Below are 14431 nucleotides of genomic sequence, written 5' to 3' on the forward strand. Positions count from 1 at the left end.
GGGAATGMAAASTTTTGMTAARGGGAAAAGCCYAAAAAGCTGAAGGCCGATKGCYGAMGGCTGATGGCCAGACCCCAAAGACAATCCCAAAAGATTTTCTGGTGGCGATACCGGAGGGGGTACACCTGTTCCCATCCCGAACACAGCAGTTAAGCCCTCCAGGGCCGATGGTACTCGGGGCGCAAGCCCCCGGGAGAGTAGGTCGTCGCCAGAGTAATTTTTTAACACCCACAGTCTTTGACTGTGGGTGTTGTGTTATATTTATAAAATATGGTAAAGAATAAAGTAAGGTTTGTTATAACGGGGGATTATTATGCAGTCTATGGATTTTTTGGCCGTGTCGGTGGCTCAGGAATTAAATTTAAATCTGATCGCCAAGCATTTTGGCATTGAAAAAAACTTAAATGGGAAGAAACATTGGTTCTTCGAGATCAGGATTTAAAGGGAATTCTGGAGGACCATCAGAACAAGACGGTCTATTTGTTCCATTTTGGCTGCCTGGTGGCCGTCAATTCAACCAAGTATGATTTATCGGATTTATACAATTACCTGTGCAAAATAGGATCTGCTTCATCTCAAAATGTCAATCACCTGGAGTACTCTGATTCTTACCGGCTGGATATACAAAGCGACCGGGAATTGGAAGTCCATAACAATTTCATGGTGGTGCCAAAGCTACTGGATTATTATCCACAGATTATTGCCATTGTCCTGGCCAAATCAGTGGCCTTGGACCGCATTGAAGACAACGTGGAAAAGGTTTCCGACGAAATTGAAAAAATTATCGACTACCTGGATAAGGGAAAACTAAATATTAATGACAATAAACTGGCCAAGCTGTCGGCTAAAATTCTTCGCTATAAGTATAATACCATCTCTTATGTCATGGTCCTGGATAAACCGGACATCACCTGGTACCGGGAAGGTGCGGACGACTTATTTCTCCGACTGGCAGACCTTTTTGATCTTCAGGAAAGGTTCGAGAATTTACGCCATAAAACTGAAAACATCATGGATATCACCGAGGTGTTTACGATTTTAGTCCACGCCCAGAGGGGTACGAGACTCGAATGGATGATCATTATACTAATCGCGCTGGAAATTGTTATCTCCCTGGTAGAAAAATTAATTTAACAAAAGGAAAAATTAACGATTCTAAGACAGGTTTTTGTCGTAAAAGCTAGAATCATAGTAAGGCCAAAAAATTCATAGGGGTTGCGTATGGACCAGTTTATCACGAATTATTTCAAATTACTAAGTTCCCTGAGTCTGGCCATGGACTTTAGCTCCCGAGGCGTTATGCGGCACCATCAAAGGGTCGCGCTGATAGCTTTGCAGATAGGGAAATTATATGGCCTAAACCCAAACCAACTGGAAAGGCTTTTTACCGCAGCCATTTTGCATGATGCAGGTTCCAGCACCTGGGAGGAAAAAATCAACTGACTGATTTTTTATTACCGGAACTCTGAATCACTGTAAAAAAGGATATCTTCTCTTTAAGGATCACCCTTTGTTCCGGTCTATTGCCGATATCATTTTGTACCACCACGATCGCTGGGACGGCTTTAAAAACGCTTCCGGCTTAAAGGGAGAGCAGATTCCTATCGAGAGCCGGATCATCCACCTGGCGGACAGGATCGATGTTTTGATACGGGAGGATATTTACATACTGGAACAGAAGAAACCCATCTGCCGGGGGATCAATGAGGAGAGCCGCAGGCTTTTTGATCCACAATTGGTGGATGCCTTTAACGATCTCAGTGAAAGAGAATGTTTCTGGCTGGACCTGCATTCGGAATTTATCACCGATATCCTGGCTCACCATTGCCCGGTGGTCACAAAGAAATTAGGACTTTCTGAAGTAACCGCCGTTGCGGAAACCATGTCAAAGGTTATAGACTTCAAAAGCCCCTTTACCAGGAGACATTCCGGGGGAGTGGCCAGGGTATCCCGCCTGCTGGCTGGCAAAGTCGGCTTTTCCGAGAACCATTGCGATATCGTAAAGATTGCGGGGCTGCTGCACGATCTGGGTAAACTGGGCATCCCGGATGCCATTTTAGATAAACCGGGAAAACTTACGCCCGGGGAGTTTGATGTTATGAAGCGACATACCTATTATACCTACCACATTTTAAAAATGGTGGATGGTTTTGAAACCATTAATCACTACGCTTCCTGTCATCATGAGACCCTGAGTGGCAGGGGATATCCCTTTAAACTGGATGGTTCGGATATAAAAACCGGGGCCAGAATTGTGGCGGTGGCGGACATTTTTACTGCCCTTACGGAAGACAGACCTTACCGCAAAGCCATGGAAAAGGAACTGGTGATAAAAATTTTAGGGAACCAGGCCAGGTCCGGAGCCATTGATGAGGATTTAACGTTATTTTTACTAACTGACTATGAAGAAGCATTACTGGCCGGGCAAGGCGATTTTATGAATAATGAACCCTCCGCCGAGAAAACCTGTTAAGCAGAGGGTTATCTTACTGCAAAAAACCCCGCAGTGTAGCCTGCGGGGTTTTTCTATAGGCATTAATACATCCAGGTGGGAACCGGAAATTCTTTTTTAGAAGGTTCGAAAGAAAGGAAGTTCTTATAAACAAAGCGACCGTAGATCGCCAGATAGGCAACGGCCCCGCCGAAGAGCAAATACAACATAGAAAGTCCTCCCTTCAATACGCCGTTTTGTATTAAGTATATTGTATACAAGAAAAGGTATTTGTTCAAGATATCACAAATAAAAATTTTTCCAGAAAATAGGGTAGTTTTCTTTGAAATGTGTTAGCATTTAAAGATATAGGATGGTATTATTACAAATTGAAGATGATAAGTAAAACTTGTCAGATGAGGGAGAATAAATTAAAATAAATAATCAGTGAGTAAAACATTGATTTTGGAGGGAATTAACGTGGCTGAAAAGGTACATGGACCGTTAAGAAAGGCCTGGCAGAAATGCTTAAAGGCGGAGTTATAATGGATGTTACTACACCTGAGCAGGCGAAAATTGCCGAGGAGGCCGGCGCTTGTGCAGTAATGGCCCTGGAAAGAGTTCCTGCAGACATCCGGGCTGCCGGCGGTGTAGCCAGAATGGCAGATCCCAATGTCATTCTGCGCATTATGGATGCTGTCACCATTCCGGTGATGGCCAAAGCACGCATCGGGCATTTTGTAGAAGCACAGATTTTAGAGGCCCTGGGTGCAGATTATATCGACGAAAGCGAAGTACTGACACCCGCGGATGAAGTCTTTCATATCAATAAACATGAATTTAAGGTACCCTTTGTATGCGGGGCCAGAAACCTTGGGGAGGCCCTGCGCCGCATCGGTGAAGGCGCTGCCATGATCCGCACCAAAGGGGAACCCGGCACCGGCAATGTGGTGGAGGCTGTGCGCCACATGAGACAGGTGATGAGCGAAATTCGCATGGTACAGCATATGCCCAAGGATGAACTGATGACTGCGGCCAAAGAAATGGGCGCTCCTTACGACCTGGTGGTGCAGGTTCATGAATTGGGACGCCTGCCGGTGGTGAACTTTGCAGCCGGCGGCATCGCCACCCCGGCGGATGCTGCATTGATGATGCAGCTTGGCTGCGACGGCATCTTTGTGGGCTCCGGTATTTTTAAATCCAAAGACCCCGCATCCCGGGCCAAGGCCATTGTAGCGGCCACCACCCACTTCAATGATCCCAAAATTTTGGCAGAGATTTCCAAGGACCTGGGAGAAGCCATGCCCGGTCTTGAAATTGCTACCATTGCCGCCGAACACCGCATGCAGGATAGAGGATGGTAGAAGATAAAATGATTGTAGGCGTATTGGCCTTACAGGGGGCCTTTATCGAACACCAAAAATCCCTGGCTGCCTGTGGTGTAGAAAGTATTCAAGTTCGCAAGCCGGAACAACTCCCAGGCATTCAGGGGCTGATTATACCGGCGGGGAAAGCACCACCATGGGAAAACTGATGCACCAGTTTGAACTATTTGAACCCATCAGAGAGCTGGGGCGGCAAGGGGTGCCCATCTTCGGCACCTGTGCCGGGATGATTATGCTGGCCAAAGAGATCGCCGGTTCTGACCAGCCCCGTTTGGCTTTAATGGATATAGCAGTGGAGAGAAACGCCTTTGGCAGGCAGGTAGAAAGTTTTGAAACCGATTTAGCGGTACCGGACCTGGGAGAGGAACCCCTGCGGGCTGTCTTTATCCGGGCACCCTATATTAAAAGCACGGAGAACCATGTTCACGTAATGGCCACATTTGTCGATAAAATCGTTCTGGCCCGCCAGGACAATTACCTGGCTGCGGCGTTCCACCCGGAACTAACTAGAGATGTAAGACTTCACCGGTATTTCTTAGATATGATTCAGTAAAAATAAGAGGCGCAAGCCTCTTATTTTTACTGCGGGGTGAAAGGATAAATTTGTTCTGTCATATCGAAATTCCGGTAAAGGATTTGGCCCGGGCAAGAATTTTTATGAAAAATTATTTGGCTGGCAGATCGAAATCTCGCCTGGCAACCACTACGCCAAATTTTCAGGTGGCGGTTTTCGCCGGGTAAAGGAGATCCACTTCGGGGGTATTACTCCCTTTTTAGAGGGTGACAACCTGACGAGCTACACCGAATTAGTAGAAAAACTGGGCGGCAAGGTCATGGTGGCCCATGAGACCGCAGGAGATTGTGGTTATTGTGCCTTTTTTCAGGACCCGGACGGCAATGTGCTGGGCTTGTACGAAGAAATACAAAGGAAATAAATGGAAAATAATGCAAAGTTAACAAAGGAAATAAAGAATTTACTATACAAGCCCTACTGAACTAAACAGAACCTAAATGGAATTAAATGGAATTTGGTGGACTGTGGTAAACTATCATTGACGCTAACTTGGCGGCGTTCAGGAGGTGAACTGCTATGAAGTTTGTCAACCTGAACAAACTGGGTACCTGGCTCGTTACGTTGGCGGTATTATTCTCCTTTCTGTTTGGCACCCTGCTAGAGAACAGATTGCAAGTGGTGCAGAATTTACAGAATGCCGTTGAAAACGTAAACACAGTCATAGTACCCGCAGGCAACAAAATTAAAGAAAGGTTTGATGCCTATTACAAAGAAGCAGAAAGAACCTACGATGCCCTTAAAATTGGCACAGCCATCAGCATGGCCATTATTCTAAGTTCACTACCGAAAACAAACAACAGGGGGCCGTGAAAAGGAGGGTAGGAGAAAGCCCCGTTAAAAATTTTTAACAAATCCATTCTTGACAAACAAAAGTCTCCTGTGTAAAATCAAGTACATGACAAAGGACTTCGAGAAACCCGGAGAAGGGGAAAAGTAATTTAGGCCTGGTCTTTCAGAGAGCCGGTGGGTGGTGCGAACCGGTAGAGGGTTTAAGTGAATTCCTCCCCGGAGGGGATCCGCCGAAACACAGCGAGATACACAAAAGAGCTGCACAGTAGGTGGATACGGGATGATACCCGTTATAACAATCGAGTGGGTCGGAATTTTTTTCCGGCCAACAAGGGTGGCAACGCGGGAGAATTACCTCTCGTCCCTAATGGACTGATCATCCGTTAGGGGCGGGAGGTTTTTATATTTCCCCCCCGGCGGGTAAGAAAATTTTTCTGGAGGGATTGTTGATGATGCAGGACAAAAAGTATCTCTTGATTCCGGGACCGACTCCAGTTCCCCCCCGGGTGGTAGAAGCCATGTCCCGGCCCATCATTGGACACCGCAGTGCGGAGTTCCAGGTCGTGATGGAAAGGGTTACGGGTAAACTGAAGAAAGTGTTCCAAACCGAAAACCACGTATTTATCCAGGGCAGTTCCGGGACCGGTGCCCTGGAGGCCGCCGTGGCCAATCTGGTGAACCCCGGTGATAAGGTGCTGGCTTTATCCTGTGGCAAGTTTGGGGAACGTTTTGCGGAACTGGCCAGAATTTACGGCGGTGAAGTGGATTTTGTGGATTTCGGCTGGGGTTATGATATTGACCTGAATGTCGTAAAGAAGAAACTGGAGGCTGATCCGGCCATTAAAGTGGTGCTGGCCACCCAGAACGAAACTTCCACCGGTGTGCAAAACGATATTGAGGGTCTGGGCAAACTGGTGGCCCAGTATGATGCCGTACTGGCGGTAGACGCTGTCAGTGGTCTGGCCGCCATTGATTTAAAAACCGATGAGTGGCATGTAGACGTGGTGGTCAGCGGTTCCCAAAAGGCCTTTATGCTGCCGCCGGGTCTGGCCTTCATCAGTGTCAGTGACAAAGCCTGGCAGAAGATGGAGCAAAGCACCTCTCCCAAATATTATTTTGACCTGTTAAAGGCCCGGAAATCCATTGCCAAGTGGAATACCGCCTACACAACCCCGGTGTCCATGGTTTACGGCCTGGAAGCAGCCCTGGATATGATCCTGGAAGAAGGTTTGGATAACGTTTTTGCCCGCCACAAACTGCTGGCCAAAGCTACCCGGGCCGCCGTTCAGGGTCTGGGTCTGGAACTGCTGGCCCCGGACGAATGCGCCTCCCAGGCCGTCACCGCTGTGCAGTCCCCCATGGTGGTGGATGCCGATACCCTGCGCAAGGTGCTGCTGAAAGAATACGGGGTCACCTTTGCCGGCGGTCAGGATGCCATGAAGGGTAAGATTTTCCGTATCGCCCACATGGCTATGCCGATAAAATGGATGTGATCATTGCAATCGCTGCCCTGGAAATGGCCCTGGGCAAGTGTGGCTATAAAGCTGAATTGGGCGCCGGTGTAAGAGAAGCGCAAATGGTATTTGTAGGAGGGGAACACGCATGATGAAAGTACTGGTAATGGACGGCGTATCGGAACAGGGTCTGGTGCCTTTACGCCAGCAAACAAATATCGAAGTGGTGATCGGGGAAAAAATGACCGAAGATCAACTGGTAGAAGTGATTGGTGAGTACGACGCGTTAATTGTCCGCAGCGCCACCAAGGTAACTCCCAGGGTGATTGAGGCAGCCAATAAATTAAAAGTCATCGGCCGGGCCGGCGTGGGTGTGGATAACATCGACCGCAACGCCGCCACCAACAAGGGCATTGTGGTGGTGAACGCCCCGGACGGCAACACCATCGCCGCCGCCGAGCACACAATGGCTATGATGCTGGCCCTGGCCCGTAAGGTGCCGGCGCCTGCGGCAAGCTCAAGAACGGCTGCTGGGATAAAAAGGCCTTCCTGGGTGTGGAGCTGCGGGGCAAAACCCTGGGGGTTATCGGCCTCGGCCGCATCGGTTCCGCCGTAGCCAAGCGGGCCCAGGCCATGGAAATGCATATTATCGCCTACGATCCTTACATTTCCGAGGATCATGCGAAAAAGATGGCCATCGAAATCGTCACCCTTAATGAACTCTTTAAGCGGGCGGATTTTATCACCGTTCATATGCCCAAAACCAAAGAAACCTACCACATGATTAACAAAGAAGCCCTGGAGCAAATGAAAGACGGCGTGCGGATTATCAACTGCGCCCGGGGCGGCATTGTGGATGAAGCTGCCCTGTACGAATACATGGTGGCCGGCAAAGTGGCGGGAGCTGCCCTGGACGTTTTTGAGACCGAGCCCTGCACCGAAAGCCCGTTACTGCAGTTGGATAACTTTATCGCCACCCCCCACCTGGGAGCCTCCACCCAGGAAGCCCAGATCAACGTGGCGGTGGACGTGGCGGAAGAGATTGTGGCTGCCTGCGGGGAGACCTGGTGAAAAATGCCGTCAACATGCCGTCCATGAGCCCCAAGCTGCTGGCCAAAATCCGCCCCTTCCTGGAACTGGCCGAAAAGTTGGGCATGTTCCAGGCCCAGATGCTGAATGGCCGCATCGAAAAGGTAGAGGTTATTTACAGCGGCGAGTTAGCTAAATACGATGTAAACCCCATCACCACGATTTTACTGAAGGGTTTACTGGACCCCATCCTGCAGGAAAATGTTAACTTTGTCAACGCCACACTGGTGGCACGCAACCGGGGCATTTCGGTTGTCCAGACCACCAAAGAAAACGGCGAAGACTATCACAACCTGATCACCGTTCATGTTTATACCGACAAAGGCAGGAGGCTGCTGGCCGGCACCCTGTTCCAGGGCAATGACCCAAGGATCGTCAACATCGACGGGTTCCGCATCAACGCCGCCACCACCGGGCACATGCTGGTGGCGCCGCACATCGACAAACCGGGTATTGTGGGTAAGGTCGGCACCATCGTCGGGGATAAGCAAATCAACATCGGCGGCATGCAGGTGGGACGCGTCGAGCTGGGTGGCAAGGCCATTATGGTGATGATGGTGGATAACATTGTACCCCAGGACGCCCTGGAAGAACTGGCCAAGATCGACGGTGTGTTGGAAGTTAAAATGGTAAGCCTATAATCTAAAAATAGAAAGGTTAGCGGTGAAGACAGGGAATTCCCGATGCTTCCCCCCACACTTGGGGGTTGTATTTTATGTTAGATATCAAATTTGTACGCAACAATCCGGAACTGGTATTGGAAGGGCTGGCAAAACGCGGCTCTGATATTTCTTTGCAGGAGTTTTTAAAGCTGGATGCCACCCGCCGTGAGAAGCTGGTGGTTGTGGAGCAGCTAAAAAACACCCGTAATGTTGTTTCCCAGGAAATCGGCAAGCTGAAAAAAGCCGGCCAGGACGCCATGTCAAAGCAACAAGAAATGCGCAGGGTGTCCCAGCAAATTAAGGACATCGATGACGAAATAAGAACCATTGAAGAAAGACTGCAGGACATCTTACTGTCCATTCCGAATATTCCTCATGAATCCGTACCTGTGGGCAAGGATGAGCAGGATAACCCGGAAGTCCGCCGCTGGGGGAAACCCCGGGAGTTTGACTTTACTCCCAAGCCCCACTGGGATCTGGGCGAAGCCCTGAACATTTTGGACTTTGAACGGGGCGGCAAAGTGACCGGGGCCAGGTTCTCTTTCTACAAGGGTTTGGGAGCTCGCCTGGAGCGTGCTTTAATCAACTTTATGCTGGATTTACATACCCGGGAACACGGCTATACCGAGCTTTTCCCACCCTTTATCGTAAATGCCGACAGCATGGTGGGCACCGGCCAGCTGCCTAAATTCGCCGAGGATATGTTTAAACTGGAAGGCTTAAACTATTACCTGATCCCCACCGCCGAGGTGCCGGTGACCAACCTTTACCGGGAAGAAATCCTGCCCGGCGACCAACTGCCCATTTATCACTGTGCCTACAGCGCCTGCTTCCGGGCAGAAGCCGGTGCAGCCGGTCGTGATACCAGAGGCTTAATCCGCCAGCACCAGTTTAACAAAGTAGAACTGGTAAAATTCAGCAGACCCGAAGAATCCTTTGATGAACTGGAACGTTTAACGGAAAATGCCGAAAAGGTTCTGCAGGCGCTGGGCCTGCCCTACCGGGTAATCCTGCTCTGCAGCGGCGATATGGGCTTTTCCTCTGCCAAAACCTACGACATTGAGGTGTGGCTGCCCAGCTACAATGCTTATAAGGAAATATCCTCCTGCAGCAATTTCCTTGACTTCCAGGCCAGACGTGCTAATATAAAGTACCGGCCGGCACCAAAGGCCAAACCGGAATTTGTACACACCCTGAACGGTTCCGGCGTTGCCGTCGGACGAGCTTTATCCGCCATACTGGAAAACTATCAGGAAGCAGACGGCAGCATTACTGTACCACCGGTGCTTGTACCTTATATGGGTGGCATTGAAAAGATTAACCTGTAAAACCATTAATAACTCTTAACAATTAAATTGACAACATGTTTTGCCTATGTTATACTCTATCTTGCTTGGGGTTTCGAGCTGTTTTGGAGGATTCACCTCCGAGTTCGGAGGGGTGTCCGAGCGGTTTAAGGAGGCGGTCTTGAAAACCGTTGAACTCTTGCGGGTTCCGTGGGTTCGAATCCCACTCCCTCCGCCAGTAAGATAGAACTACGGAGAGCTGGCCGAGTCGGCTGAAGGCGCTCGCCTGCTAAGCGAGTATACGGCTTAAACCTGTATCGAGGGTTCGAATCCCTCGCTCTCCGCCACTATAGAAAAAGCTGTTAGTGTTAGCACTAACGGCTTTTTGTTTGTTTAGCCAGTTCATCGCTCAATATTTTTAACACCTGAAGATGGTTGATGGAACCCTTCATAACGCCGTTTTTATCCACAACCGGCAGCGCGGAAACCCCATTCTTCACCATTTTGTCTGCTACGGAAAAAATGGATTCCCCTATATGAACGTGTTCACTAACTGTGTAAACAGTATCTTTTTTATATTCTGTGGGGTGATGTTGTGTGTTTGGCGGTCAACGGTTTCGCAAAGTTCCTTAAGTCCTCGTAAATAGGATTCCATGGTAATAAAACCGGCAGGTCTGCCGTCTTCCTTTACTTCTGATATAATATAATCCTCCGTAAGTTGACGGTAAACTTCATAATTATGCAAGTGAATGTTCCCTTGATCGTCAACCACCTTTTTTAGTCCGTCCATGCCCGGGGTAAAATCATTTTCCTGTATGCCGATATCGATTTGCATTTCGTCCTTATTAAATTGCATCCTAAAATTAGAGCCAAACAAAATGATAATGACAATGGCCGAAAAAGCAACCACGCTGACAAACATTTTTAGCATAGAGTCGTTAAAAGCTTTGATTAACTGTAGAATGTTTTCAAACATGGCCGGGGACTGACCCGACAGACCTGATAAATTATAGAAGGGCAGGCTGCTGATGGTAGAAAAGATCGAGTAAAGAAAAATTAAAAGACCTAGTACCGACAGAAACTTGAGCATGGTTTCTATTCGTTTATCATTCAAGATAAACCTCCCGGCGAAAAGGATGCGCACACAGGTTTATAAAAAAACATGGCGTCTGTCATATAATTACAGTTGATTTTTCTTTTTAACTTGTTATATAATAAGTTTTGCGGCAAGGACAACCGGTTAGTCACAGTTTGTTTCTATTAGCATATGTTGAGTAAAAAAATACGTGCCCGTGGCTCAATTGGATAGAGCATCTGACTACGGATCAGAAGGTTAGGGGTTCGAGTCCCTTCGGGCACGCCATCTTACTTGACATCTTGTTAAAATTGTGTTATTATTCATTTTGTTTTAATACGTGCCTGTAGCTCAATTGGATAGAGCATCTGACTACGGATCAGAAGGTTAGGGGTTCGAGTCCCTTCAGGCACGCCATTGTAAATGCGTTGTTAGTTCTAAGTGAAAATTTGGGGCTAACAACTTCTTTATATGCGCCCGTAGCTCAGGTGGATAGAGCAGCGGTTTCCTAAACCGCGTGCCGGTGGTTCGAGTCCTCCCGGGCGCACCATTCTTTTTTTATTTTAAGGGGTTTTACAGTTGTCACATGCTTCCTATATGCGTGAAGCACTGTCAGAGGCCCGAAAAGCGGCTGAAAAGGGCGAGGTACCTATTGGTGCCGTTGTTGTTGTGGACGGCAAAATCATCGGCCGGGGACACGACCTGCGGGAGAGCATTTGCGACGCTTCCGCCCACGCCGAAATTCTGGCCATGCGGGAAGCGGCCAAACACCTGGGAGACTGGCGGTTAAACAACGCCACCCTCTACGTCACGGTGGAACCCTGCGCCATGTGCGCCGGCGCCATCGTTCAGTTCCGAATTAAACGTCTGGTTTATGGTGCCCCCAACGCCAAATCCGGTTCCGTGGACACCATCCTGGACATCGTTCACCAAACCCGGTTTAACCACCGGGTGGAAGTGATCTCCGGCATCCTGGAAGACGAATGCCGGGAAATACTGCAGAAATTTTTTCGGGAACTAAGAAAAAAATAATCCGGAGAGTTGGCCGAGCTGGTCGAAGGCGCTCGACTCGAAATCGAGTAGACTGTGATGAGCGGTCTCTAGGGTTCGAATCCCTAACTCTCCGCCAAATACTTGCAAACCAAGGAGTTACTGTTTTTAGACGGTAGCTCCTTAATCTTTTTTTATATCCATAAAGCATTGCAGCTGACGGTGAAGCCGACCAAAATCGCCATTAGGTCCGTAATAGGTAAAAAGAGCAGGGTTCGAATCCCGCTCTTTCCGTCAGAATTGATAAAGCATAGAACTGCCACCGATAAACTTAAGGGCGGACCCAATCTCCATACAAAAGATAAGTTGTACTGTCGGCTATGGTTTTTTAACTTATTGGACTGTAACCTACGAGAGATCTAACGTTTGTCAGCAATGTAATTTAACTGTTGATTGAGTAACTAGGTAAAAACAACTTTTGTTGTATCATATTTTTGGTTAAAATAATATTAAATACTTTGGAATTTAGAAGTAAACTATGATTATTTATTTTAGTCAATTGGTCGGAGGTGATCATCATAGCAATTATAGAGGGCTTCCGTGTACAGAATTACCGGTCTTTAAAGGATGTTACCTTGGGAAGATTGTGGAATCAGCAAAACAAACGACCTCTAACGCCTTTAGTTGCAGTAATTGGGAAAAATGGTGTGGGTAAAAGTACTCTTTTTGATGCGTTTGGTTTTTTAGCAGATGCCCTTCGTGTAGGTGTAGAAGAAGCTTGTGACTTAAAGCAGCGAGGTGGATTCAATCGTTTACGTTCATTTGGAAGTAAAGAGCCTATACGATTTGAAATTTACTACAGAGAAAGTCCTAATGAGCGTCCAATAACCTATGAACTGTCTATATCTCTCGACTCTAAAGGTCGTCCCTTTGTAGAAGAGGAGCGTTTGCGTCAACGAAGAAAAGGGCAAAAGCAGACTGGGCAACCTTACTCGTTCCTTATCCTTCGTGGAGGAAAGGGAGAGGCTTGGGCTGGTGAAGAAAGTTTTGAGGGTGAAAATGCGTCGCGTGTTCCCGTGGAGCTTACTGACTCTCGAAAACTGGGTATTGCTACTCTTGGCGTACTAAAAGAACACCCGAGAATTGCCAGATTCCGTAGTTTTTTGGAAAACTGGTACCTAAGCTACTTTACGCCTGATGCTGCAAGAAGCCTTCCAATGGCGGGACCGCAAAAGCACTTAAATATACATGGGGATAATCTCGGCAATGTTGTTCAGTTTATGGAAAGAGATTATAAAGAGAAGTTCCAGGCAATTTTAGATAGAATTGCCCGCAAAATTCCAGGAATTTATAAAATTGATACGAAAAAAACCGAGGACGGTAGACTACTTTTGCGGTTTAACGATAAAGGGTTTAAGGATCCCTTTCTTGCACAACAAATGTCCGACGGGACTTTAAAGCTTTTTGCATATATGTTGCTTCTTGAAGATCCTGAACCACCACCGTTCATTTGTATTGAGGAACCTGAAAACGGCTTATACCATAAGTTATTGGATTCGTTGGCGATGGAGTTTAGGGCACATGCAACGGGTAAAAAGAATTCTGCCCAGATTTTTGTTACCACGCATCAGCCTATTTTGTAGATGCTTTGTTACCAGAGGAGACTTGGATACTGGAAAAGGACGCTGACGGGTTTTCTACCGTTAGGCGGGCAAGTGAAGATCCCATAGTAAAAAATATGGTTTCTGAAGGGTTGCCTTTAGGAGGTCTTTGGTATAGCGACTACTTAGATTAGAGGTGATTCTATGCATTTTGAAGTGCTTGTTGAAGACGCCTCAGGAGCTATCATGTTAGAAAGCTTTTTGGAAAAAATTCTAGGCTCAAACGGACAGGAGCATACTTATAAGATACACCAATACAAAGGTATAGGACGTATACCGAAAAATTTAAAGGGTGAAACCGACCCAAAGAAACGCATCCTCCTTGACCAATTACCTAGAATTCTTCGAGGTTATGGGCGTAGTCTAAAATATTATAATGCCGCAGTTATGGTTGTAGTAGATTTAGATAAAAAGGTCTGTACTTCTTTTAAAGAGGAACTTGTTAACATACTCGATGATTGTGATCCCAAACCACGTACACTATTCCGCATTGCAATTGAAGAAATGGAGTCATGGTTATTGGGTGACCTAGATGCTATTAAAAAGGCGTATCCTAATTTTAAAGAAAGAATTTTAGATTCTTATATACAAGATCACTAGCGTTGCATAAATAAATTTCCAAAATGTCAATATCTAAAATTCTAGAAAAAACCAATAAATCATTGTTTTTCCAGCAATATCCTGTAAAAATGATTAAAATCTCCTTATAATTGAGGTATAACAGGTAGTCCTGTCCATAATCTCAAAAATAAGGAGACATCGCATGGACAAGGATACCAATAAATCCACATATAATCAACTGTTTCAAGCAATTTATAACGAAAAATTTTTAAGCAATGTCAAAGAATCGGAAGTAGATGCTTACGCGAAAAAGCTAACCGTTGTTAAACTAATCCAATTGGTTGCGTATGCTCAGTTAGAGCAACTTGAAGGTCTGCGCCATATCAGTAACAGTTTGAACGATGATAATTTCAGTGCGGCAGTAGGTATAAATTCAATCAGTGCGTCACAGTTGTCCCGTAAGTTAAGAGATTT

General features: G+C 47.0%; 14 protein-coding genes, 6 tRNA genes, 1 rRNA gene, 4 pseudogenes and 1 other annotated feature. Of the genes and pseudogenes, 22 read left to right on the forward strand and 3 right to left on the reverse strand.

From position 1 onward, the window contains the following. Window positions 1-97: 97 nt before the first annotated feature. From rrf to P378_RS10885, 5 genes are all read left to right on the forward strand, one after another. Window positions 98-214, forward strand: a 5S ribosomal RNA gene (gene rrf, locus P378_RS10875). A gap of 99 nt (window positions 215-313) precedes the next feature. Next, window positions 314-442: a hypothetical protein gene (locus tag P378_RS22970; RefSeq protein WP_274378701.1), complete on the forward strand. Its 129-nt coding sequence runs from the start codon at window positions 314-316 to the stop codon at window positions 440-442. After that, complete coding sequence (locus P378_RS10880; protein ID WP_099083274.1) at window positions 418-1134, forward strand: RMD1 family protein; 717 nt, start codon at window positions 418-420, stop codon at window positions 1132-1134. Before P378_RS22970 ends, P378_RS10880 begins: the two co-directional genes overlap by 25 nt. Before the next feature lie 87 nt (window positions 1135-1221). Then, a complete protein-coding gene (locus P378_RS21710) occupies window positions 1222-1443 on the forward strand; it encodes an HD domain-containing protein (protein ID WP_238473135.1) in 222 nt (73 codons plus the stop codon). Window positions 1444-1510: 67 nt separating this feature from the next. Then, window positions 1511-2473, forward strand: a complete 963-nt coding sequence (locus tag P378_RS10885) for an HD-GYP domain-containing protein (RefSeq protein ID WP_238473136.1) — start codon at window positions 1511-1513, stop codon at window positions 2471-2473. A 62-nt stretch (window positions 2474-2535) separates the two neighbouring features. Here P378_RS10885 and P378_RS22975 read toward each other — a convergent pair whose 3' ends face one another. After that, window positions 2536-2661 carry a hypothetical protein gene (locus tag P378_RS22975; RefSeq protein ID WP_274378702.1) on the reverse strand — a complete coding sequence of 42 codons (126 nt, stop codon included), beginning with the start codon at window positions 2659-2661 and terminating at the stop codon, window positions 2536-2538. Window positions 2662-2922: 261 nt separating this feature from the next. On the opposite strand from P378_RS22975, the pseudogene pdxS reads away from it, so the two are divergent. The 9 genes and pseudogenes from pdxS to P378_RS10925 all read left to right on the forward strand — a co-directional run. After that, window positions 2923-3795 (forward strand): annotated as a pseudogene (pdxS, locus tag P378_RS10890) (pyridoxal 5'-phosphate synthase lyase subunit PdxS); the annotation flags it as partial. Window positions 3796-3803: 8 nt separating this feature from the next. Further along, window positions 3804-4369: pseudogene (pdxT, locus tag P378_RS10895) on the forward strand (pyridoxal 5'-phosphate synthase glutaminase subunit PdxT). A gap of 280 nt (window positions 4370-4649) precedes the next feature. Further along, a complete protein-coding gene (locus P378_RS24165; protein WP_420795995.1) occupies window positions 4650-4751 on the forward strand; it encodes a VOC family protein in 102 nt (33 codons plus the stop codon). A 155-nt stretch (window positions 4752-4906) separates the two neighbouring features. Continuing rightward, window positions 4907-5200 (forward strand): hypothetical protein, encoded by a 294-nt coding sequence (locus P378_RS10900; protein WP_099083276.1) that lies wholly within the window; start codon window positions 4907-4909, stop codon window positions 5198-5200. A gap of 101 nt (window positions 5201-5301) precedes the next feature. Next, window positions 5302-5548 (forward strand) — a binding site (T-box leader). Window positions 5549-5628: 80 nt separating this feature from the next. Next, window positions 5629-6785: pseudogene (locus tag P378_RS10905) on the forward strand (pyridoxal-phosphate-dependent aminotransferase family protein). Beyond that, a pseudogene (gene serA / locus P378_RS10910) lies at window positions 6782-8363 on the forward strand (phosphoglycerate dehydrogenase). Before P378_RS10905 ends, serA begins: the two co-directional pseudogenes overlap by 4 nt. 74 nt (window positions 8364-8437) lie before the next feature. Then, window positions 8438-9712: a serine--tRNA ligase gene (serS, locus tag P378_RS10915; RefSeq protein ID WP_099083277.1), complete on the forward strand. Its 1275-nt coding sequence runs from the start codon at window positions 8438-8440 to the stop codon at window positions 9710-9712. A 106-nt stretch (window positions 9713-9818) separates the two neighbouring features. Then, a tRNA-Ser gene (locus P378_RS10920) sits at window positions 9819-9908 on the forward strand. A 15-nt stretch (window positions 9909-9923) separates the two neighbouring features. Next, window positions 9924-10017 (forward strand) — tRNA-Ser (locus P378_RS10925). A 27-nt stretch (window positions 10018-10044) separates the two neighbouring features. Here P378_RS10925 and P378_RS19030 read toward each other — a convergent pair. Together P378_RS19030 and P378_RS10930 are read right to left on the reverse strand one after the other, a co-directional pair. Beyond that, window positions 10045-10173, reverse strand: coding sequence for a CBS domain-containing protein (locus tag P378_RS19030; protein WP_143338470.1), 129 nt, complete (start codon window positions 10171-10173; stop codon window positions 10045-10047). Between the two features lie 29 nt (window positions 10174-10202). Then, window positions 10203-10784: a hypothetical protein gene (locus P378_RS10930; RefSeq protein WP_099083278.1), complete on the reverse strand. Its 582-nt coding sequence runs from the start codon at window positions 10782-10784 to the stop codon at window positions 10203-10205. Window positions 10785-10956: 172 nt separating this feature from the next. Here P378_RS10930 and P378_RS10935 point away from each other — a divergent pair. The 8 genes from P378_RS10935 to P378_RS10970 form a co-directional block, all read left to right on the forward strand. Next, window positions 10957-11033, forward strand: a tRNA-Arg gene (locus tag P378_RS10935). Window positions 11034-11085: 52 nt separating this feature from the next. Continuing rightward, window positions 11086-11162, forward strand: a tRNA-Arg gene (locus tag P378_RS10940). 56 nt (window positions 11163-11218) lie between these two features. Then, a tRNA-Arg gene (locus P378_RS10945) sits at window positions 11219-11295 on the forward strand. A 29-nt stretch (window positions 11296-11324) separates the two neighbouring features. Beyond that, window positions 11325-11777 (forward strand): tRNA adenosine(34) deaminase TadA, encoded by a 453-nt coding sequence (gene tadA / locus P378_RS10950; protein WP_207654031.1) that lies wholly within the window; start codon window positions 11325-11327, stop codon window positions 11775-11777. A gap of 3 nt (window positions 11778-11780) precedes the next feature. Then, window positions 11781-11874 (forward strand) — tRNA-Ser (locus P378_RS10955). 496 nt (window positions 11875-12370) lie between these two features. After that, window positions 12371-13378, forward strand: coding sequence for an AAA family ATPase (locus tag P378_RS10960; protein WP_207654032.1), 1008 nt, complete (start codon window positions 12371-12373; stop codon window positions 13376-13378). Window positions 13379-13540: 162 nt separating this feature from the next. Then, on the forward strand, window positions 13541-13996 hold the full coding sequence (locus tag P378_RS10965) for a DUF4276 family protein (protein ID WP_099083279.1): 456 nt from the start codon (window positions 13541-13543) through the stop codon (window positions 13994-13996). 163 nt (window positions 13997-14159) lie between these two features. Next, window positions 14160-14431 (forward strand): DUF4372 domain-containing protein (locus P378_RS10970; RefSeq protein WP_143338471.1); only part of this gene is annotated, 272 nt, incomplete at its 3' end.

The sequence above is a fragment of the Desulforamulus profundi genome (assembly GCF_002607855.1).